The sequence below is a fragment of the Paenibacillus sp. MDV22-iso6 genome, from assembly GCF_058408365.1.
In genome coordinates this window covers 470,354-491,482 of sequence record NZ_JBZVDZ010000001.1, presented here as the reverse complement: position 1 = coordinate 491,482, position 21,129 = coordinate 470,354, and the positions used below count along the sequence as shown (strand labels likewise).

The following is a 21,129-nucleotide window of genomic DNA, read 5'->3' as shown; positions in this document are numbered from 1 at the left end:
CATGGCTCCCTTCTCCGTTCATCTTATTTCTTGTTTGTATCCGTACGTGGATCAAGTACATCGCGCAGCCAATCTCCCAGGAAAATGACACCAAGAACCGTCAGCGTAATTGCTAGTCCAGGGAAAGTTGCCACCCACCAGCTTGTTGCAACATATTGTCTTCCATCACTGAGCATGCCTCCCCAGGAAATGTCAGGTGGTTTAATGCCCAGGCCCAGGAAACTGAGCGAAGCTTCCATAATAATCGTGGTCCCAACATTCATACCGCAGATCACGATAAAGGAAGATAAAATATTCGGCAGAATATGTTTTAGAATCAATCTCCCATTCTTGGCACCGATTGATCTGGCAGCGTGTACAAAGTCCCGTTCCTTGATACTCAACACTTCACTGCGGACCACACGGGTGAAAGGCACCCAGTTCGTCACACCGATAACCAAAATCAGCGTCGTAATCCCTGGTCCTACAATAGCCATCACAACGAGCATAAACAGAATCGTAGGGATAGCCATGAATGCATCACCCACGCGCATAATAACCGCATCCAGCCATTTTCCGTAAAATCCGGACAAGAGACCAAGAATAGCACCAATGATTCCGGACACGATGACTGCTCCCATACCTACAATTAATGAAACCCGCGCACCATATACGATTCGGCTCCACATGTCCCTGCCCAGATTATCCGTACCCAGCCAGTATTCAGCCGTTCCCCCATCAAGCCAAGCTGGCGGTTTAAGACGATTGAGAGGATTCACTGCACCAAGATCATGACCCGTTAACAGAGGTGCACATATGGCGATTAACACAACCAACAATACGAGCACAGCGCCAAATATTCCGGTCTTGCTGATGATCAGTTGTCTCCAGATATAGCGAAGTCCTGTTGGTGTACGTACATTCTCTTGTTCCTGTTCTGCACCCGGCATTGGCATTTCATTGCTGCCTGTCATCGATTGCACCTCCTTCTAATCGTATTTAATGCGTGGATCAAGCAGCCGGTAGGCCACATCTGTCAAAATATTGGTTACAACGACGATAAACGCAATGACAAAAACGGCGGCCTGTACAATCGCCATGTCATGGGTGTTGACTGCAACAACCAGCAACTGACCTAGCCCGGGCCAGGAGAATACCGTCTCCGTAATCAATGTTCCACCAATTAAGCTTGTGAACTGCAAACTCATAATCGTCACGACCGGAATCAATCCGTTGCGAAACGCATGTTTGCCAATCACGACCATCCGGCCAAGCCCCTTGCTCCGTGCTGTACGGATGTAATCCTGACTCAGAATTTCCAGCATGCTGGAGCGAATCAGACGAGTCATTTGTGCAGCAAGCCCTACCCCTAGCGTAAAGGCTGGCAATATCAGATGTGATACTCCGCCGCGGCCGGATACAGGTAAAACTCCCCACATCACGGAAAATAACAAAATGAGCATGATACCCATCCAAAAGTTTGGCATAGCTTTACCAATGACCGATATCCCAGAGATGATCAGATCGGTAAACGTATTACGTTTGACTGCTGAGGCAACTCCAAGCGGTACAGCCATAACAATGGCAAAAAACATCGCTGCAACAGCCAGTTCAAAGCTGGCCGGCAATCGTTCCAGTACAAGCTGTAAAGCCGGTTCTCCATAACGGAAGGATTGACCAAAGTCTCCCTGCAAGGCGCTGCCAAGGAACTTCATATACTGCGTGTATAACGGCTGGTCCAGTCCGAGTGCCTGCGTTAATACAGCGCGGTCTTCTGCAGTAGCTGTTTCGGGCAGCATCAGAGCTACCGGATCACCCGTGACGCGGACCAATATAAATACGATTAACGAAACAATGAACAGAACCGGTATAACCTGCAGTAGTGACTTCAGTACATATTTGCCCATTTCTCTGTCCACCTCCTTTTAAAAAAGAACGACAGGAACGTGGTGCAGTCCCTGCCGTTCTCGGCTTATCCTTGTCATAACAGGTTGTTCTGTCTGAAGTTACTGTGCAGGTGTAATCTCGTCAGCATAGAACATTTCATCACTACGCGGCTTGAAGTTCACACGGCTATCGGTACCATAAACCCCTTCCATCTGGTACAGATACACAGCTGGGCGATCTTCAGCAAGAATTTGCTGTACTTGCTGGTACTCTTTCTCCCTGGTAGCCGGGTCCATGTTGATCAGCGCAGACTGGAGCAATTTCTCCACTTCCGGATTGTTATAGTCCGACTCACCTTTGGCCTCTTCCAACATGTAACGATTGTAGTTATTTGAAGCATCAAAGAGGGAATTACCAATTCCGATCATGAAGATTTCCTTGAATGACTTGGAACTGTAACGTTCACTGAAAGCACTTGGTTCCAGCACGTCCAGGTTAATTTTGAAGCCCACTTGCTCCAGCATCGCTGCCACGACTTCGGCAGGCTCTTTGTATTGAGAGGATACCGAGATGGTCATCTCCGCTTCACCTTCTGCATAACCTGCTTCCTGCAACAGTTGCTTCGCCTTCTCTTGATCATAAAGCGATGTTTTGTACAACGAAGGATCTGCCCCAAAGTTGCCAGGCGTTACGGATGTGCGAGTCACAATACCTGCACCTCCGGCAATGCTGTCTACAATGCCCTGCTTGTCAATCGCCAGATCAATGGCCTCCCGAACCTTCGGATCAGCTGTGACGCTGCCCTCTGTTTGGCGGAAAATCAACTGAAGTACACGCTGAATCGGTGCTTTGACGATCTTTTTGTCTGCTTCGCCTTCAATGCGAGCAATATCTGTCGACGGTATGGATGCTGCGATATCAACACCACCAGCCAGCAGTTCCGATACACGTGTGGAAGCTTCCGGGATGACACGGAATACAACCTCATTCCATTTCGGTTCACCATCGAAGTAATTTTCATTTTTCACCACTTCAACGCGATCATCTTTTGTCCATTTGCTGAATTTGTATGTACCTGTGCCAACCGGTTGTTTCAGGAATTTATCGAACCCATTGTCCTTAATATATTTTGCTGGCAAGATGCCTGCCCCCATTTTGGACAGACGGTTAAGCAGCAACGGATCTGGTCCGTCTGTAATAATATCTACCGTATGTTCATCGATCGCTTTCACTTCAACAATGTTTTTGAAGTAGCTGTTTTGTTTCAGTGTGCTGTCTTTAGCTACGCGCTCCAGTGTATACTTCACATCTGCTGATGTGAATGGATCACCGTTATGGAAGGTCACGCCTTCACGGAGCTTAAAGCGCCATGTGGTGTCATTCACTTGCTCCCATGAAGTCGCGAGACCTGGAACCTTCTTCTGTTCACTATCATTTTTGATCAGATAATCATATACGTTGACCAGTACTGCTTCACTGGATGTATTATTGTTGTTGTGCGGGTCAAAGCTCTCAATATCCGTAGCAGCTGCGATTGTAAGTGTAGTGCTGGCAACAGTACCGCTGCCAGATTCACTGGATGCCGAATTGCTATCCGTACTCTTACCACCGCAAGCGCTCAGTACCAGTACTACAGCCAATAATGTGATCCACATGCTAGTCCATTGTCTTTTTTTCATTTTCCATGCTCCCCCTAAGAAGTTGTATGTCTTGCCAAATATTCAAGCGCTACGGCGGACAGCATGCCTACACCATAAGGCATGACCGTCTCATCCAGATCGAACATCGGATGGTGAAGCGGGTAACGGGTTCGCTCTTCCTCGTTCCCTGAACCCAATCGGAAGAAAACACCCGGAATCTGTTCACAATAGAATGCGAAATCTTCGCCACCCGTAGATGGCGGAATACTACTCCATCCCTTCGCCCATTCGAGTCCATCAACGGTCTCCGCAAGCAGGTCCACCATGCCCAGATCGTTAACCACAACGGGGTAGCCATCACCATAGATGACTTCATGGCCCGCCCCGAACGAACTGCACACACCACTTACGACCTGTTCAATCAAGGCTGGCATGCGTTCACGAATGGCAGGGGAGAGTGTTCGAACCGTGCCGATCATCTCAACCTCCGGTGCAATGGCGGTTCCCATGTAGCCTCCAGTTATTTTACCGATCGTTACCACAACCGGCTCCAGCGGGTCTACCATACGACTAGCCAGGTTCTGTAGTGCAGTGATGACCTGAGCAGATACGGCAATGGCATCGATACCTTCATGCGGCCTCGCAGCATGTCCACCCTTGCCAAGTACCCGAATCACCAGACGATCTGCCGAGGCAAACGCCACACCTTTGCTTACCCCGACGGTACCCGTATCTTGTCCCGGAGTCATATGCAATCCTGCAATCGCGTCCACTTTCGGATTCTCCAGTACCCCATCCTGAATCATGGCACGTGCACCTGCCAATCCTTCCTCCGCAGGCTGGAACACAAATTTGATGTTACCCGCTTTCGGTCGGCCGAGGCTCGTTAGCAGCTCCGCCGCTCCCATCAGAATGGTTGTATGTGCATCATGCCCGCACAGATGCGCCTTACCTTCTACTTGCGAACTGTACTCAGCCGACTTCTGATCTTGTATAGGCAATGCGTCCATATCTGCCCGAAGTGCAAAAGTGGGGCCCTCTGTCTCTCCCCTCAGCAAGCCTACAACTCCGGTTTTTCCGACATTGCGCGTCACTTCAAGACCCAGACTTTCCAAGTGTTTGGCTACGATCTCTGACGTTCTGAATTCTTCATAGCCGATTTCCGGATGGCGATGGAAATCTCTCCGCCAGGCAAAAAGTTTGGGCTGCAATGCTTGTGCATGTTTATATAGTTGTGATTGGTCCATTAGTTCTCATTCCCTTCTTTGTCATCCGATTCTGATACCAGTCGGGCATAGATCGCATCAGCCGAGAATTCAATGTGTCTTTTCATGGTCTCCCGGGACTTGATGCTGTCATGTGCTTTCAGTGCTTCAAGAATCTCCATATGTATCCCATGATTGACGGAGCGGATTCGGTCATCATATGGCATTAGGTCCAATGCCGGATTAATTTTTGTTCGGATCTGTCTCACGGCCGCCTCGCAGTATGGATTCCCGGATGCCTTGGCAATGGTTAGATGGAACTTCACATCCAGAGCCCGGAACCATTCCCTTGTACAATGAGGTTCAATGCTTTGCTCCATATAAGCTTCCAGCAGCTCCAGCTCGCCTGCGGTAATCCGCTCAGCAGCCAGAAAAGCCGCTTCCGGCTCAATAATGGTCCGGTATTCAAACACTTTCAGCATCTGTTCCCAATCCCGTTTAATTTCTTCTCTTGTGCGTTTATGAGAATTGGCTGTCAGAGGCAAGACAAACGTTCCACCCTTAGCCCCCACGCGCTTCTCTATCAGACCTTTGTCTTCCAATGTAGATAAAGCCTCACGTACCGTAATGCGACTTGCATTAAAAATCTCGGCCAGTTCTCGTTCCGAAGGAAGCTGTTCTTCACTCATTAATTCTTTGAGTATGATGGCTTCTTCCAGTTGTTCTCTAATAAATTCACTGACCTTTTTGGTAGATACTTTTTCAAAACGAAATGAAAACGTACTGGACATGCAAACACTCCGATCTGTAAATGGTCTAGACCTTATACCATTAATATAATTCCGACTAAACAGATATGCAATACTTTTTTGAATATATTTAAAAATAGTTTTCAACTCGACCCGTTTTCCAAATAAAAAAAGATGCATCTGCATTAGACAGACACATCTTTTTAATTTGGATTATTCTCTCTATATACGTACAGAAGTAAGGCACGGTATAGACAAATGGATAGCGTATAAAAGAACAAAAACCTTTATCCTCCTGATGAGGATAAAGGTTTCTGGAATGTATTTTAGGCTTAATTGGATTCGTTCATGTAAACGGCTTTACCTGTACGAGCGGACTCATAGAGTGCCTCCAGGATCTGTGAAACCACCAAAGCCTGTTTAGGAGTTACAACCGGCTCCAGATCTTTATCGATCGCTTCAATCCATTTTCTCATCTCTACATCCGGTGCACTTTCACTTTTTCCATCGTAGAAAGCGACCCCGCCTGCACTCAGTTCAATTTCGTTGGTGTACAAACGGCTGAATTTCTCTCCATTGATGCGCAGGCCATTCTTCATATCCGCGCCCGCTTCGCTTCCGCTCAAGCTGCATTTCGCTTCATCCACATCCAGTGAATTGAGCGCCCAGCTGGATTCCAGCATGATCGTCGCGCCATTCTCCATTACGATCATACCGAAAGCGGAATCTTCAACGGAGAATTTTTTCGGGTCCCATGGGCCCCATGCATTCGCTGCATTTTCTCTTTGTGAAAGCTCGTGATGAGTTGTGCCCAGAACAACTTTTGGTTGATAGTTATCCATCATCCACAGTGTCAGGTCAAGTGCGTGTGTACCGATGTCAATCAACGGTCCGCCGCCTTGCTTCTCCTCATCAAGGAAAACACCCCAAGTAGGTACTGCTCTTCTTCTGATCGCATGTGCTTTGGCAAAGTAAATCGAACCCAGTTCGCCAGCTTCACACAGCTGCTTCAAGTACAAGCTGTCTTCTCTGAAACGGTTATTGTATCCGATGGTCAGTTTTTTACCAGTACGCTCGGCTGCTTCAAGCATTTTTTGCGCTTCAGCAGATGTCTTGGCCATTGGTTTTTCACACATGACGTGTTTTCCGGCTTCAAGTGCAGCAATAGAAATCTCTGCGTGAGAGATATTTGGCGTAAGAACATGAACAATATCAATCGTTTCATCCTGAAGTAATTCTTGATAATCCGAGTATACCTGTGCTTCGGAACTACCATACTTTTCTTTGGCTTCTTCTGCACGTTCCTGAACGATATCACAGAAAGCAACCAGTTCTACATTATCAAGCTTGCTCAAACTTGGCAGATGTTTGCCGTTTGCAATCCCGCCACAGCCAATAATCCCTACACGATACGTTTTACTCATATCTAATCACCCTCACTTTTGGTTTGGTTGTTTCATTTTACGGAAAGCCGATGGGGTCATCCCCAGACGCTTTCGAAAAACAGCATGTAAATAATTAGCATTGGTAAACCCTGAAGCCAGGGCAATTTGTTCGATGGAAACATGACTTTCTTCCAGATTGCGGCACACCGCGCGCAGGCGGATATCCTCCAACACACGGCTGAAAGGCATTTCCGGCTGAACCTGATAAAAGATTCGTTGCAGTTGTCTGCTGCTAATATGTAGCTTCTCCGCTACATTCTCCAGCGTTACTGCTGAGGGATGATTTGCCTCCATATACTGAATGGCATAATCGTACCTGTACACAGACATGTCTCGCACAGGAGCCTCCGCCCGATTCCCCCCGATATCGTAGGCTCGGACGGTTTTCAGCAGAATACTGATCACCTGCTGCTTAATGGACGTGTAATATCCAATCAGTTTACGGTCACAAGCCTCATAAGCTTCCAGGAAACAGTTCATGGCGCGATGATAATCATGTACCGGAGCAAGAGGAAGTGTTCTAAGCTTTTCGATCGTTTCCTCTGACTCTGCTGCCTCCCACGGATCTACACCCTCTCTGGGATGTTCAATGATATCCACATGCAGGCATAGTTCATCCATGGCCTCTTGGGAATCCGCCTCCTGATAATGAACAAGACCCGGACCCGTTAAATACAGCATGCCTTCAGAGAGCGGATGCATCTCATCCCCCAGAATGACTTTTCCTTTCCCTCTCGGGATGAAATGTAACTCGAATTCCGCATGGTTATGAAAATCAACGATTCTGCCTGCTGGAAAAGAAGTCAGATGAAATCGCAGAACTCGTATCTCGTAGTGTCCCCACAGGATCGAGACATCCAATCTTTCCAGGATATCCTGTCGTTCAAGCATCTTCTCAAAAGGATATCGGCTCAATGCGGCACCTCCCAAACCCTATCCCTGTAACTCCTTCAAGGAGATTTTGCGCCCTTCCTTCGCAGAAAGGTTGGCAGCCTCCATCAGGCGAGTCAATTGAGTAGCCGTCTGCAAATTCTCGGTAGCAATCGTATCATTCTGAATATGGGATACCCACTGGCTGAATGCGCTTTCTCTTCTGTCCAGCAAAGGAATCTCTGTCCATTCCTTCTGTTGATCTGAACCAACATTCGTGCGGATTAGCAGCTTATCCTCTGGTGTTCCGTATAAAAGTGTGCCTTCCGTACCATGAACCTCTATCGCAAACGGCGAATGACTGTTCACAAACCCAGCCTCGACTACACCGATTGCTCCGGAATCCGTAAATAACGTAGCAACCGCGTTATCTTCCACTTCTTTTCCAGTAACATATCCGAAATTAGCATTAACCCCAGTCACTTCTTGACCTAGGAACAGATTCGTCAGATACATCGGATGACAACCGAGGTCAATTAATGCCCCGCCCTGACAATCTTCCAGATGATAAAAATGCTCAGGCAGCCAATTGCCAATCGCACCGTTATGCGATAAACGCACACGAACATAAGTCACCTTACCAAGTAGTCCTTGGTTCAGAACATCTTGAATCGTTAATGTATATCCATCGTTCAAACGCGGTAAAGATACCGTCATTTTCACTCCGTTATCCTGTACATCCGAAATGATCGTATTTACTTCTTTAATCGTTGAAGCGATAACTTTTTCTGTGAAAATGTGTTTGCCCGCTTTCGCAGCAGCAGTGATCACCTCTTCGTGAAGACGTGTCGGTGCATCCACAATGACGGCATCGATGTTGTCCTGTGCCAGCATATCTTCCAGAGAAGCATAGAATGGCACGTTCAAACGTTCAGCAGCTTCCTGTCCGCGCTCGGCATCTTCATCCCATACAGCAGCCATCACCGTATCTTCGTGCTCCTGAGCCTGTTTAATATAATCCCAGGCATGTACGTGCCATAAGCTTATTTTACCTATTCGAATGGTCACTATGATTAACCTCCATACTATATGATATTCTGACATCTAACTATAAATTAACACAGACCTGATCTAATTTTAATAGGAACTTACGACAATAACTATATAAAATTACGACATGAATTAGAATGACCTTCTTAAGAAAACAAGCAAAAAAGCTTCCTGCTCACCAAGTCGTGATAATAGGAAGCTTTCTCTGCATGTAACAATTCGGAATCAAGGATGTCCAAAGTTAAGCTGAAGATATTTTATGGCTTATGATCCGTATGGCGGAAATACCGAATTACCTTGCGATACATCGTCTTGTCTTTTAATTGTTTAAAAATATAAGGGTCCGGCTTGGCATTCACTTCAATGACCCAGGGTGTCAGACTTTGATCCAGTCCAATATCCACGCCAATTGCCTTCAATCGCTTGTATTTCTTGTTCATATGACGAGCTATCCCAACACCCAGCTTATTCATCTCCTGAATCAGTTCATTTCTGCGCTTTGCGGACACATGAGATTCCAGAAGCTTATGAATATCCATTGGCTGACCGCCGTTATGATAATTGGTTACTATTTTTTTGGAATGTCCAAGTCGACCGATAACCCCCGTTGCTTCCCACTGCTGTTCTGGGCTTAACTGTACCATGACCCGGATGTCAAAGCGCCTGTTGTTGTGTTTTAGCAGATGTATTCCTCTTTGAATGAGATAGCTTCGCTGTTTCACAACGTGTGCAAGACTTTTATAGAACGAATCAAAGCTATTAAACGTCAGACGTTTTTGATTCATCTGATACGCAAAATCATGTTGATTTTCCATCTCAGCCTTAATGACGCCCACTCCATGAGTTCCTATTTCAGGCTTGATATATAACATTCCATATCTGGCTATCATGGATTTTAGATTCACCTTGTTAAACTTTTGTGTATCAGGTATGAACGGTTTTATTGAATCATTATTGATAAGCTGCTTTGTTTTTAGCCATTTGCTTCTTAACGGTTGTGATTTCTCAATACCCACAGATCGTTCCTCCAGTCTTCATATTGAACACATATGCTGTTTCATTAAGTTCATGCATCATATGCAATATCATTGAACGAATCTTAGGCAATACTTCTTGAATTTACATACAAAAAGCCGACAAACCCCTCTTCTTTGGGCTTGTCGGCTTTTCACTTTACATTTTCAAATCATCGTTTCTGTTTCAATTTGAAGCTGGATTATAAGCATCTCCGTGATGCTTCGATTAAGGTAACAGATTTTCGTCAACTGGCACATTCGTGTCCGGAGCTTCTGCTGCAGATACGAATAACCGTCCTGGCGCTTCCACCTCGACTTTATTTCCTGCTGCATCCTGAGCACGGATCACGATCACTCCACCCTCAAGCACCAGCGAAGATGCAGTGGTATAGGTCCCTGTATAATGACCAGGTTCCGTTTCCAACAATGGAATCTCTGCGCCAGCCTGTGTGCTCAAATTGGATGGCAGTTCAATCCGGAAAGAGGCCTGTAATTTGGGGATACTGTCGAACGAAACCGTTACAGTTTCTCCTGCCACAATCCGTACATCCTCAGCCGGAGAGATATTGGTCAGTTCAGGCAAAGACGTTTCCACATAAACAGTCCGTGTCACGGTTGTTTTATTGCCTGCAATATCTGTCGCAATGATTGTAATCGTGTTCTTGCCCTCATTCACAAGTACGCGGTGATTAAAACTTCTGTCTTGCTCCAATTTCACCTTCTGTCCGTTAATGGTCACTTTGTCGAGGAATTGGTCCTGTACATCGCCCGTCACATGAACCACTTCTGTGTTAGTTCGACTTCTTTCTTCAGGTGTAAGGACAGTTAACACAGGTGCTGTCTGATCCAAGATGATCACAACTGGAAGGGAGCGATCGGTCGTTTTCCCGTTAACTACCGCCTCGGCAGTAATGGCATTAACCCCTGCACGAAGTTTAACATTCAGCTTAAATTTTCCATTCTCCACTGTCGTTGTTCCCGCTACTTCTTTTCCATTATATACCTTGATCTGGGCTCCTGAAGCTGGAGAAGTTCCAGACACAGCAAATGTCGACTGATTGGTATAGGTGCTCGTCGGTTGTGTGAGTACAGGTGCATTCACTGGATATTTCACGACTGCACGAATCATATAGTTACCCTCTTCTGCTGGTGCAGTACTCCATACGCCACCTACACGCTGCCAGCTCCGCCCTGCATTCACACCGTTTTCATCGGTTGCGAGTCCAGGTGCGCTCGTTCCAACAGCAGTCTGTACATACACGATATAGAAATCGCCTTGTACCACTACTGGCTCAGGAAATTCAACGGTTGTCCACTGATCATTGCGCAATGCCGTACCGTCGAAAGGTCCTGCCAGCAATCGGCCTGGCGCTCCACCCGATCCGGAGGCATCATAGACGGCATATTTGAATGCTGTTCCACCTGGTACAGGCCATTGTGTATTCCAGAATCGAAGTGATGCACCTGTAAGCTGTGCTGTCTCTAGTTCTGGCGTCATACGTACAGCCCATGCGTTATCTGCGGCCACAAAGGCTCTTGCATTTTCAGCCGTTCCATCGTCATAAGCGATTTCACCAGGAAATCCGATAAATGGTTTTAAGGCAACTTTCGCTTCGACTGTACCGTTTCCAGGTACTGTTACATTTACCGTTTTGCTATAGTAGTCCGTCGCGATGATCGATAACGTATAGCTTCCTTCCAGAACATCCAGAGCAAATTTACCGTCTGCTCCTGTGCGTACAGCACCTACTTGAGCATCTTCCAACACGAGGACGGATGCTCCAGCTATAGGTTTTCCTGTCCGCTCATCGATTACAGTACCTTCAATCTTTCCTTGGGGAATGGTTTCCAGATTGAAGTTGGCTGTTGCTCCACTACCGTCCGTGATGGTTACCGTCTTCGTCTGAGGATAATAGCCATAGGCCTCAGCCTTCAACGTGTAATCACCCGCCACGTGAGTGAAACTGTATTTGCCTGTCGTCGGGTCCGTCTTCACTGAACGTCCTGTTTCCAGAACAGTGACCGTTGCACTTGCAGGCAAACTTTGCGGCGTTACAGAACCTGTTCCAGGTTTCTGTACTTCAGGCTGTTCCTGCTTGGTTTTATTAAATTCGGCCTTGTCCGTACTTGAAATTTTGTACCAAGAAGTATCATATTCCGGCTTAGGCTTGTCGCTGTTCAGAACAACTGCCGTATCTTTTGTAACCGTCTCAGCGGCGATACCCAGAATGCGGAAGTCATCGATGTACCAGCCTTGCTTGACGACACTGCTGTCTGAAGTCAATCTGAACCGGAATTGAACTTCATTCCCCTTCAAAGCTGCCAGATCGTAAAATACCGGAGTCCATTGTTTTCCATTTGAAGAATGAGAGAATTTACCGAGCTCCGACCATGTGTTGCCACCGTCTTTCGTGGCTTCAACATAACCGTAATCGTATCCACTTTCGATTTCATACCAATGATTGAACGTCAGCGTAGCTTGATCCACCTGAGTTAGATCCACGACTGGCGATACCAGAGAATAGTTAGAACCGTTCTCATAGGTACTGTCCAGATCGGTTGCCCAAACATTCGGCGGAGAAACCGCACTGGCAGGTCCAACGACAGGTACTCCGCGTTCCCACTCGTCCTTGGTGCCGGAATGAGTCCACTCATTGTCACTGTTGCCATCAAAGTGATCGATGAAGATATCTTCAGGGACCTCCACGGTCACGGATACCTCATTCGACTTGTCACTCTCATTGCCACTATAATCAAGAGCGGCTACCGTATAAAAATAAGTCGAATCTGTTACTGTAGCCGTATCCGTAAATGTCGTTGCAGATGTATTTCCGAGCAATTCATAACCTGTGCCTGAATTCGTTGAACGATATACGTTGTAGGATTTCAGATCCTCATCGTCCGATCCCGTCCAGGACAAGTTTACATTCCCCAGTATGTCGGCAGAAGCGGACAATCCGCTTGGTGCTCCCGGTGCAATATCATCTGGAGCTTGTACTGAAAAGTCATCGATATACCAACCAGCCTTCTGAACGGAATTGTCACTGGTCAGATTAAACTTGATAAATACCTGTTGACCGGCGTATTCACGCAAGTCAATATATTGCGTTTTCCAGCCTCCACCGGCACCTGTAAAGCTCAATGCCTCTTCAAATACGAAGTCACTATCCTCTGTTGCAATGTACACTTTGCCAAAATCGATATTGCTCTCCAAATCATACCAGTGCTTGAAGGATAACAATGCTCCCTCAGGGCTCTGGGTAAGATCAATTGGTGGTGCAAGTAAGTAAGCATTACTGTTGGCTGCATAAGTCCCAGTCAGATTAGTTGCAATCACTTTGTCACCAGAGTAGGCACTTCCCGGTCCACTTGTTGGTGCTCCCCATGCCCAAGTGTTGCCAACTCCACCCGAAGTAAAGCCCAGATTGTCTTCCTCAAAATCTTGCAGATACCCAGGCTGGACTCCATTGGAGACAGCAACCTTGTAAACTTCACTCTCGAATCCGTTGTTGCCATAATCATTGACCCGGATATAGTACTCCAAACCCTGTGACTCGATTAGAAATGCCGGAATTGTCGCTGTATAAGTTCCATCTTTGGCATCCCCAGCTACTCGATTCATCGGCAGATATACGTATTGGCTCGTGCCCGTTGTTTTGGCAAATGCCTCCACTGTGGTTACACCGACATTATCGGTAACACGTGCAGTCAGTGGAATATCAAGCCCCGTAAAGGCAGAATTGACAGGCGTATGTTCCAGAACCGGCGCTTCCAGATCGTCACCTGCTGTGACAACCCTGCCAGATACCGTGCCTATGCCTTCGAGGACAGAGCCCACAGCATCCAGTGCATTGATAATGCCGTGACCGTAACCGTTATTTGGCGAATTTGGATACCGGCTGTCTGTTCTCGGTGTCGCTGTATCCATAATGATCTGCTCTAACTGATCAACCGTAAGGGAATGATTAGCTTGAAGCAGGAGTGCGGCCAGTGCAGTGGTATGCGGGCCTGCCATGGACGTGCCGTTCCAGCCACCCTCATATACTCCGCCCGGAACAGAGGAACGGATGTTAACACCTGGAGCCGAAACTTCCGGCTTAATTTCCTCATAAGGGGAAGGACCAAGAAGGGAAAAAGAAGCCAGATTCCCGTTGATATCCGTTGCTCCCGTAGCGAAGCTCTCTGGATAGTTCGCAGGGTTCGCCACCGAACCTGGACCTCCCGGATTCGTCAGTGTCACATTCCCGGCTGAAAATTCTGGAAAGATCTGTGCATCACGCCAAGCCTGTACCATTGGACGGAACCACTCGTCCAATCCTGGACCACCACCCCAGGAATTGTTAACCACATCCGGGGCAAGCTCAGGATGCAAGTTTCCTTCAGCATCCACTGGAGCAATCAGCCATTGACCGCCATCCAGTATAATGGCATCCGTGGTACTCGGATTGAAAATCCGAACGGCAATCCATTTTGCCCCTGGAGCAACCCCAATCTTGTTGGTGCCGTTCGCTTCGGAGCCTACCATCGTACCCATGGTATGTGTACCATGACCGTCTCCATCCGCAGGAAGCGAAGCATTGCTATGGGGATCGTACCAGCTTAGTTCGGGATCAACGATATTTCCCGAAGCATCAAGCCCTCTCCATTTGCTCCGAAGCGCTGGATGCGTGTAATCGACCCCGCTGTCCAGGTTGGCAACAACGATTCCTGTACCGTCGATTCCTTTATCCCAGACTGCTGGCGCGTTGATAGAATCGATATTCCATTCTACGTTCTCTGTCTGCAGGCTCTTATCGTTAGCCGCTGCGCTTTCTTTCGCTGGCGAGTCTTTTGCCGGGATCGTTGTAGTGTCTGCCGCAGGGGCTTCGGTTGCTTTTTCATTACTGACCTCGGTTTTTTGCAAAAAACGCTCCTCATTTGGCAATATTTTATCTACCTCAGGCAGAAGTGCAATCTGTTCCATGACTTCTTTGGTGCTCGTTACTGCCAGTGCATTAACGATGAAATAGCTTTTATATTCTTTGACCTTGCCAAGGTCAAGTTCCTTTTCAAGAAAACTTTCAAGTGTGTACTGAGATCGCGAGGCCGTTTCCCGCAGAGAGCTGACAACGGTGCTTCGTACCGACAGTTTCGTTGCCGAAGCCGTTTGCTTTTCGATTGTTGCCTTTTGCATGGCTTGTTTGGAGACAGAGGCAGTATCTACCTGTTCTTTCATTTTCACCAGATAAGTTACATAATCATTACTCTCAAATTCCTTGCTTAATTTGGCGTTGACTTTGGAAGTAGTGATTTTGTCCGAACTGGATTTCATGTCAATCTTCTGCGATGCGGCGTTTTCAGCTGAAACCGGTTGTATGATAGATAATGCAAGGAGAAGCGACAGGCCCATGGACAGCGGCTTGCGTAAACGATTCATCTTTATCAAACTTTTCCACTCCTTTTACCCGGTTTTTGTAATACAGTGATTTACTGTATCCATTTCTAAAAATGAAAACGATGAAACGGCCTCAACATGGGCAGACGTGTTGCGTTCATTTACATCAAGCCTCACCTCCTTTACAGGACAGGTTATTAAATTACATCGCATGTGAAAGATTATAGATAGCCAAATTTAGCGTATATGGAAGAGGTGAATTTCAGATCAATTAATCTTGTGGGTGGAAGTTTATTCGCATTCATTAAGGAGGGTAATCACCGGCGTTAGCAAGAACGCTTACTTTACATGGGAGTATGATTGCTCTGGATAGATCAGGAGATTTCTTGAATATGTACAAACACTCTTAAAATTACATATAATATAAAATTTAGAATCTAATTGTATATTTATGGTATATTATAGAGTCATAAAAAGAGATATACAAGCACTTTTATAGAAAATAATAGAAAATAAGCCTTTTTAATGCTTTCATAAGTCTAATGACTCTCCGTTAACCATATGTTTTTCGCAAATGTGAATACCACGGCTTTTTAATTGATCCAAACAGTTCTTTATAACTATGACTGATTCACTCTGATAGTAAAAAGAACGACGCGAGAAACTTCGCGCCGTTCTTTTGGTGTTCTCCCAAACCAATCGTGTCATGTGCGTTGTTTCAGACGATCCAACACCAGATACACAACGATGGCATCATCCAGATAACCAATCGGAAAGAGATAGTCCGGGATCAGATCCGCAGACGAAATAAAGTATAACAATGCACTTCCAATCAGAGAACGATCGTTCTCTGGTGTAATCTCATCACAGTATTGAATATGCATTTCCTTCAAATGTTCAATGAACGGTCCTGCACCGTTTATCTGATTGATTTTTAGATCAAACTCCTTACATATTATTCGATGCCCTTCATCTGTACGTGCATATTGTTCGTACTTAACCATTTCCTGTTCTATCCGCTCTGTTGTCACATCGAGGTCAAATAATTTCGTATGTTGCAGTACCGTCTTGATCGATTCAAGCGAATCCAGAATCCCCCGCTCTGCCCCTCTTTTTGCGTTATCGATTTTGTAGCCTGCAGCCTCAATGAGATGATCCAGAGATACATCCAAATGTTCGGAAAAGATCTGTAAATGCGTGAGCTTCGGTTGCTGCTTTCCGTTCAGAATCCGAGAAATGGTGGCCGTGTCCATTCCGCACAACGTACTGAATTTGCGCATCGAGAGAGAGCGTCTGGCAAGCAGAGGCTTGATCAAATCTCCGATATGGCAATCCTTTGTTTGATCATTTGCTCTCACCAGCATCCCTCCAGAGATATGATCGATAGTCTAGTATATGGGACAATGTGGTGAAAGTTTACTTTATTCTTTCTTCATCAGCAGCGTTTTGTTGCATTTTTCTCAAGGACGGGCACATGAATCTCAACACGACATACATTAAGAGCAGAATACAGATCATGAGGTGATTGTATGGCGTGGATGCTCATTCTTGCTTTGGCCGTCTCTTCGAGTCTTGACAATCTGGGTGTCGGACTATCGTACGGGATCAGAAAAATCAGAATCAGCCTATTTTCGAATTTTTTGATTGCCGTTGTTTGTTTGTTGTTCAGTTATTCAGGCATTTTGTTCGGAAAATGGATTTCGATCGTACTACCTGGCGTTTTCCCTATACTACTGGGGACATTTATCCTACTCGTTATCGGTTTTCGTATCATCTTGTTATCCGTTCCCCGCAAGAAGAAAGATCACGAAGAGACCGATTCCCAAACCCTCGGGATCGGGTCTATTTTACAAAATCCGGAACGTGTAGATTTGGACAAATCGAATCATATTGGAGTTCTGGAGGCGTTGATTCTGGGTGTTGCCCTTTCGACAAACGCACTGACGAATGGCTTAAGTGCAGGGCTGATGGGCTTATCCCCCTTGTATATTTCCCTTACCGCAGCGATCGGCAGTTTTGTTACCGTATGGTTTGGCGTGTGGATGGGGTCCAAAGCGGCAAACGTTCGTATTGGTTCATTCACATTGGGACAATTCGGAACGCTTGTCAGCGGGGTTCTCTTGTTGCTGATTGCAGCCAATAATTTGTTCTGATCATGTATGCAAATTCCAAAAAGGAGACATCTGATCAGATGTCTCCTTTTTGAGCATGTTAAACCTTTTCTTAACGGATTATTGTCTTGTCCGAATCCTGGGTTATTTACCGGCTCATCTTATTTCAGTGCCGTAACCACTTCTTCACTGGAGCGAATCCGACCCAATCTGGGGAAAATGGTTTTACAAACGTAGTCATGCTCTTCCTTGGTTGCAGCTGTCATTGCATCTTCTACAAAAATCTGTTGATAACCGTGCTGATAAGCTTCTCTGGCTGTAGTATCTACACCGATTGACGTAGAAACGCCACATAATACAATGGTATCTATTCCCCGACGTCGCAACTGGAGGTCCAGATCCGTACCGAAGAAAGCACCCCATTGACGTTTGGCAACCGTATGATAAGGAGTATGGGCAGTCATTTCAGGCACGAATTGATCCCAGTCTGCGCTAAACTGAATCGCTCCCCGTTCCATATCCGTCTTTGGCTTCAACATGTCTTTTCCATCGACTGAAGAGACTTTTACAAGCACCACAAAAGCTCCCTTTTCCGTGAAAGCCTGTGCTAACTTGGCCGCATTCTGCACCACCTGCTCACCTGTATGTGGAGACTGTAGCGGGCTATTTACAATCCCCTTTTGCAAATCAATCACGACCAGCGCTGTTTTTTCAGCTGTAAGCTGTTCAGCTTCTGCTTTTTTCAAGTTTTCCATGATCTTCTCTCCCAATCGTTTCAAGTTTTTTGTATACCTTAAAATACACCCAGCCAGCATTAATCAATATCAATGCACTGGTAATCAAGAACACATATCGTATTCCCATCCAGGCAGCCACTTGTCCGCCTAAAACAGCACCGCCGAATACTCCCAGATATCCTGCTGACATGTTAAAACCGAACATTCTACCAGTCAGGGAAGCTGGTGTAATTTTTTTGATCAGAGTATTCACCGAAGGAATTAGCCCAGCTGCCGCCAATCCCAATAAGAAACGCAGGCCCATCAACTGCCACGGACTCGTTACAAACGCCTGTGCTATGAAGAGAATTCCGGCAGCTAGAAGAGCAACCAATATGACCTTCTGTGCGCCTATTTGGTCCGAAAGCTTACCCAGTCTTGGCGCAGCAATGAGATTGGCCAATCCTGATGCCGAGAACACGATTCCAGCCAACAGAGCAACATGCGAAGTGTTACCGGAAAGCTGCGTAATATATACGGTAATGATAGGCTCCACCGAATATAAGGCCACAGTGAGTACAAAAAAAGTAACAAACAAGTTAATCGTCAGACTTTTCTCGGGCACTTTTCGCCATACTTCCCTAAGACCAAGCACCACCTTGTCCTCTCGCGTGAACGATTCTTTCACAAACAAAGCGGTCGTAATAAAGGCAATCATCATCAGCCCACCCGTTATAAAAAACGAATTCTGGAGCCCCCAATTTACCCCTATGAATCCACCAATTGTCGGACCGATCAAGGAACCTGCGATGTTGGCGGTTGAAAGTGTGCCCAAAGCATAGCCCGCATGTTTGGAATCGGTTTGGGTCGCTATCAGCGTTGTACAGGCGGTGCTATATCCTGTGATGACACCCTGTAGCAGCCGAAGTCCAATGAGCATATACACATTTGTTGAGAACCCCATACAACCTACCACTACAGCCATCCCCAAACTGGCTCGAAGCAGCATTGGTTTTCTCCCCCATCGGTCGGCAGCCGCTCCCCATATGGGGGAGAAAATGGCGGAAAGTATAAATGTGATGCCAAAGGCAATTCCGGAGAATTGGGCAATCGCTGCTGAGTCATTCACACCAAGCTGCTTGATGTACAGCGGCAAAATCGGTGCGATCTGACTCATGCCTACTCCGGTCACAAACATTCCGAACCAGCATACAATCAAATTTCTTTTCCACAGCGGCATATCAACAAGCCTTCCTCCCGCTTCAGAATCATATCCTCATCTTAGCGATCAGAACGGCTATGCACCATGCATTATGTTAAACTCCATGGACATTTTTGCTGTAAAATTCCGTTGGACTCATGCCTTCCAATTGTTTAAATAGCCTACTAAAATAGAATTCATCCGTGTAGCCGAGTACCTGCGCCACCTCTTTAACTTTGTTGTTTCCTTCCAAAATGATCTCTTTTGCTTTATCCATCTTCAGTTTGTTAAAAAATTCTATAATGGAGTATCCTGTAATCTCTTTGAAAGCTCTTGATAAATACGGGGCTGATAACTGCACGAGCTCAGATAGTTCGGTCAAGGTGACTTTACGATGCAAATGTTGATTCATATAGTTGATAATCTTTTCCACTTTCAAGGATGTCGCATAATTACGATGCCGCTTTTTTATATTTTGGCCGATCGCGATAAGCAATTGCTGTAGTAAAGACTTGGTGCTAAACTCATAACCCGGTAGTTTCGTATGCCAGGTGTCTACCATATGTTTAAATACTTCTTCCAATTGATAATAATCCTGTAATTGCTGGACAGCTGGTAAGGGAAACATCTCGACGTCCTCGTTTACAGTCCATGTATTGTCATTCTGCTCGATCCGGACATAACTGAAGTGAACCGAAAAAAAACTTATGGGATTCTTAAAGTCAATCTCTATCAAGTGAGGCACATCCGGTTGAAGGTAGATCAGGACGCCTTCCTGAATGGTATGTCTTTTACTCTCAATGGTAATCTCCGCTTTGCCGCCTGTAATAAAAATGAGTTCATGATGCTGAAGCGTTCGCACCCCTTTATTGGAAAATGTCCGAAGTTCATTCGGCTTCCTTGAGTTGCAGTATAAAATATGAAAAAAAAGCTGTTCTATATTCATGGTTCCCTCCACGCACATATCGTTCTTGCTGTCTCATTCGCTCTTCCGGTTCACCTGTTCAGGATTTCCAAAGAGTGGCATGTTTAGTATACAGGGATTTCTGCTGAGGATGGTTTTTCAGTTGATTCATTCAATCCTGTTTGTGACGAAGATAAACCTAAAAGAACAAAAAAACAAGCTGTCTCCAATACAAATGGAGCTCAGCTTGTTTCCTGACTTATTTATTCTCATTGCGTGTTAGTAAATCAAGTAATATTCAAGCCACCACTTGCATAGCCGACAACGGTATTCACAAGTGTGAGTCCGGCAGCTGTCGCCGAGAACACCAGTAAAAGACGTGTCTGTGCAGTCACCGGGATAGCCAATCCGGTTGTTATACCATTGGAGATGGTGCCCAATGCGATAATACCTGTAAGTGGAGGTGCCAGCGTCACGACAGCTCCAGGAACAGCCGTAAATGCATTGTCTGGCGTAGGCGAGCTGAACAGTTGTGCTGTGATGGTTACCGTTGAACCGACTAATGACAAGGCTGCGGTTGTGCTAAAGTACGCAGCAATGGAAGTTATAACGCCATCCCTTGGAGCTGAAAATGCAAAGTTAATGAGCGGGCCAACTACTGACCCTGTTAAATCAATGGTGCCCCCGACCAAGCTTATTCCCGTTGCCGAGCTACCGAAACCAATCAGGCTTGTAGTACCAACCAATCCACCAACGAGTGTTGTCAAAATGGCTGGACCACCAGAAGCAAACGGAATGATGGCTCCCGAACCTGTAGCTCCCGTTACGCCAGTAACACCAGTTACTCCGGCCAATCCCGTAGCTCCTGTTATACCAGTAACCCCAGCTACTCCTGTCGCTCCTGTATCACCGGTCACTCCAGTGACACCGGCTACTCCTGTCGCTCCAGTCACACCGGTGGCTCCAGCCAATCCTGCGGCTC

The 21,129-nt window shown here is 46.3% G+C and carries 16 protein-coding genes; 1 reads left to right on the top strand and 15 read right to left on the bottom strand.

The features are described 5' to 3' along the window. Window positions 1–23: 23 nt before the first annotated feature. The 11 genes from AC4PM4_RS02110 to AC4PM4_RS02060 form a co-directional block, all read right to left on the bottom strand. The gene (locus AC4PM4_RS02110; protein WP_491613057.1) at window positions 24–929 is read right to left on the bottom strand and encodes an ABC transporter permease; all 906 of its coding nucleotides are present in this window, start codon (window positions 927–929) and stop codon (window positions 24–26) included. A 39-nt stretch (window positions 930–968) separates the two neighbouring features. Next, window positions 969–1,886 (bottom strand): ABC transporter permease, encoded by a 918-nt coding sequence (locus AC4PM4_RS02105; protein ID WP_063565206.1) that lies wholly within the window; start codon window positions 1,884–1,886, stop codon window positions 969–971. Window positions 1,887–1,985: 99 nt separating this feature from the next. After that, window positions 1,986–3,545 carry an ABC transporter substrate-binding protein gene (locus tag AC4PM4_RS02100; protein WP_491612608.1) on the bottom strand — a complete coding sequence of 520 codons (1,560 nt, stop codon included), beginning with the start codon at window positions 3,543–3,545 and terminating at the stop codon, window positions 1,986–1,988. Between the two features lie 14 nt (window positions 3,546–3,559). After that, entirely contained in the window at window positions 3,560–4,753 is a 1,194-nt protein-coding gene (locus AC4PM4_RS02095; RefSeq protein WP_491612607.1) for a M20 metallopeptidase family protein, read from the bottom strand. Further along, window positions 4,753–5,502, bottom strand: a complete 750-nt coding sequence (locus tag AC4PM4_RS02090; protein ID WP_079694345.1) for a FadR/GntR family transcriptional regulator — start codon at window positions 5,500–5,502, stop codon at window positions 4,753–4,755. Before AC4PM4_RS02090 ends, AC4PM4_RS02095 begins: the two co-directional genes overlap by 1 nt. Window positions 5,503–5,792: 290 nt before the next feature. Beyond that, window positions 5,793–6,884, bottom strand: a complete 1,092-nt coding sequence (locus AC4PM4_RS02085; RefSeq protein ID WP_400344559.1) for a Gfo/Idh/MocA family protein — start codon at window positions 6,882–6,884, stop codon at window positions 5,793–5,795. Window positions 6,885–6,896: 12 nt separating this feature from the next. Further along, a complete protein-coding gene (locus AC4PM4_RS02080; protein WP_024634223.1) occupies window positions 6,897–7,820 on the bottom strand; it encodes an AraC family transcriptional regulator in 924 nt (307 codons plus the stop codon). An 18-nt stretch (window positions 7,821–7,838) separates the two neighbouring features. Beyond that, window positions 7,839–8,843: a Gfo/Idh/MocA family protein gene (locus AC4PM4_RS02075; RefSeq protein WP_240321393.1), complete on the bottom strand. Its 1,005-nt coding sequence runs from the start codon at window positions 8,841–8,843 to the stop codon at window positions 7,839–7,841. A gap of 239 nt (window positions 8,844–9,082) precedes the next feature. Continuing rightward, on the bottom strand, window positions 9,083–9,841 hold the full coding sequence (locus AC4PM4_RS02070; RefSeq protein ID WP_400344554.1) for a YheC/YheD family protein: 759 nt from the start codon (window positions 9,839–9,841) through the stop codon (window positions 9,083–9,085). 226 nt (window positions 9,842–10,067) lie between these two features. Further along, the gene (locus AC4PM4_RS02065; protein WP_491612606.1) at window positions 10,068–15,266 is read right to left on the bottom strand and encodes a S8 family serine peptidase; all 5,199 of its coding nucleotides are present in this window, start codon (window positions 15,264–15,266) and stop codon (window positions 10,068–10,070) included. A gap of 653 nt (window positions 15,267–15,919) precedes the next feature. After that, complete coding sequence (locus tag AC4PM4_RS02060) at window positions 15,920–16,579, bottom strand: DUF1232 domain-containing protein (RefSeq protein ID WP_090949669.1); 660 nt, start codon at window positions 16,577–16,579, stop codon at window positions 15,920–15,922. 165 nt (window positions 16,580–16,744) lie between these two features. On the opposite strand from AC4PM4_RS02060, the gene ytaF reads away from it, so the two are divergent. Next, on the top strand, window positions 16,745–17,368 hold the full coding sequence (gene ytaF, locus AC4PM4_RS02055; protein ID WP_063565214.1) for a sporulation membrane protein YtaF: 624 nt from the start codon (window positions 16,745–16,747) through the stop codon (window positions 17,366–17,368). A gap of 119 nt (window positions 17,369–17,487) precedes the next feature. Here the strand turns inward: ytaF and AC4PM4_RS02050 are convergent, their stop codons facing one another. From AC4PM4_RS02050 to AC4PM4_RS02035, 4 genes are all read right to left on the bottom strand, one after another. Beyond that, entirely contained in the window at window positions 17,488–18,081 is a 594-nt protein-coding gene (locus AC4PM4_RS02050) for a hydrolase (RefSeq protein ID WP_063565215.1), read from the bottom strand. Continuing rightward, the gene (locus AC4PM4_RS02045) at window positions 18,053–19,282 is read right to left on the bottom strand and encodes a multidrug efflux MFS transporter (RefSeq protein WP_072732703.1); all 1,230 of its coding nucleotides are present in this window, start codon (window positions 19,280–19,282) and stop codon (window positions 18,053–18,055) included. The genes AC4PM4_RS02050 and AC4PM4_RS02045 overlap by 29 nt, the downstream gene beginning before the upstream one ends. A gap of 76 nt (window positions 19,283–19,358) precedes the next feature. Beyond that, window positions 19,359–20,189 carry an AraC family transcriptional regulator gene (locus AC4PM4_RS02040; RefSeq protein ID WP_072732702.1) on the bottom strand — a complete coding sequence of 277 codons (831 nt, stop codon included), beginning with the start codon at window positions 20,187–20,189 and terminating at the stop codon, window positions 19,359–19,361. A 245-nt stretch (window positions 20,190–20,434) separates the two neighbouring features. Beyond that, window positions 20,435–21,129 (bottom strand): exosporium glycoprotein BclB-related protein (locus AC4PM4_RS02035; protein WP_491612604.1); only part of this gene is annotated, 695 nt, incomplete at its 5' end.

What these genes read in the sequence shown, in the direction of transcription:
- AC4PM4_RS02110 (WP_491613057.1), bottom strand. Translation starts at nt 929, where the DNA reads ATGCCGGGTGCAGAACAGGAACAAGAGAATGTACGTACACCAACAGGA.
- AC4PM4_RS02105 (WP_063565206.1), bottom strand. Translation starts at nt 1,886, where the DNA reads ATGGGCAAATATGTACTGAAGTCACTACTGCAGGTTATACCGGTTCTG.
- AC4PM4_RS02100 (WP_491612608.1), bottom strand. Translation starts at nt 3,545, where the DNA reads ATGAAAAAAAGACAATGGACTAGCATGTGGATCACATTATTGGCTGTA.
- AC4PM4_RS02095 (WP_491612607.1), bottom strand. Translation starts at nt 4,753, where the DNA reads ATGGACCAATCACAACTATATAAACATGCACAAGCATTGCAGCCCAAA.
- AC4PM4_RS02090 (WP_079694345.1), bottom strand. Translation starts at nt 5,502, where the DNA reads ATGTCCAGTACGTTTTCATTTCGTTTTGAAAAAGTATCTACCAAAAAG.
- AC4PM4_RS02085 (WP_400344559.1), bottom strand. Translation starts at nt 6,884, where the DNA reads ATGAGTAAAACGTATCGTGTAGGGATTATTGGCTGTGGCGGGATTGCA.
- AC4PM4_RS02060 (WP_090949669.1), bottom strand. Translation starts at nt 16,579, where the DNA reads ATGCTGGTGAGAGCAAATGATCAAACAAAGGATTGCCATATCGGAGAT.
- ytaF (WP_063565214.1), top strand. Translation starts at nt 16,745, where the DNA reads ATGGCGTGGATGCTCATTCTTGCTTTGGCCGTCTCTTCGAGTCTTGAC.
- AC4PM4_RS02050 (WP_063565215.1), bottom strand. Translation starts at nt 18,081, where the DNA reads ATGGAAAACTTGAAAAAAGCAGAAGCTGAACAGCTTACAGCTGAAAAA.
- AC4PM4_RS02045 (WP_072732703.1), bottom strand. Translation starts at nt 19,282, where the DNA reads ATGCCGCTGTGGAAAAGAAATTTGATTGTATGCTGGTTCGGAATGTTT.
- AC4PM4_RS02040 (WP_072732702.1), bottom strand. Translation starts at nt 20,189, where the DNA reads ATGAATATAGAACAGCTTTTTTTTCATATTTTATACTGCAACTCAAGG.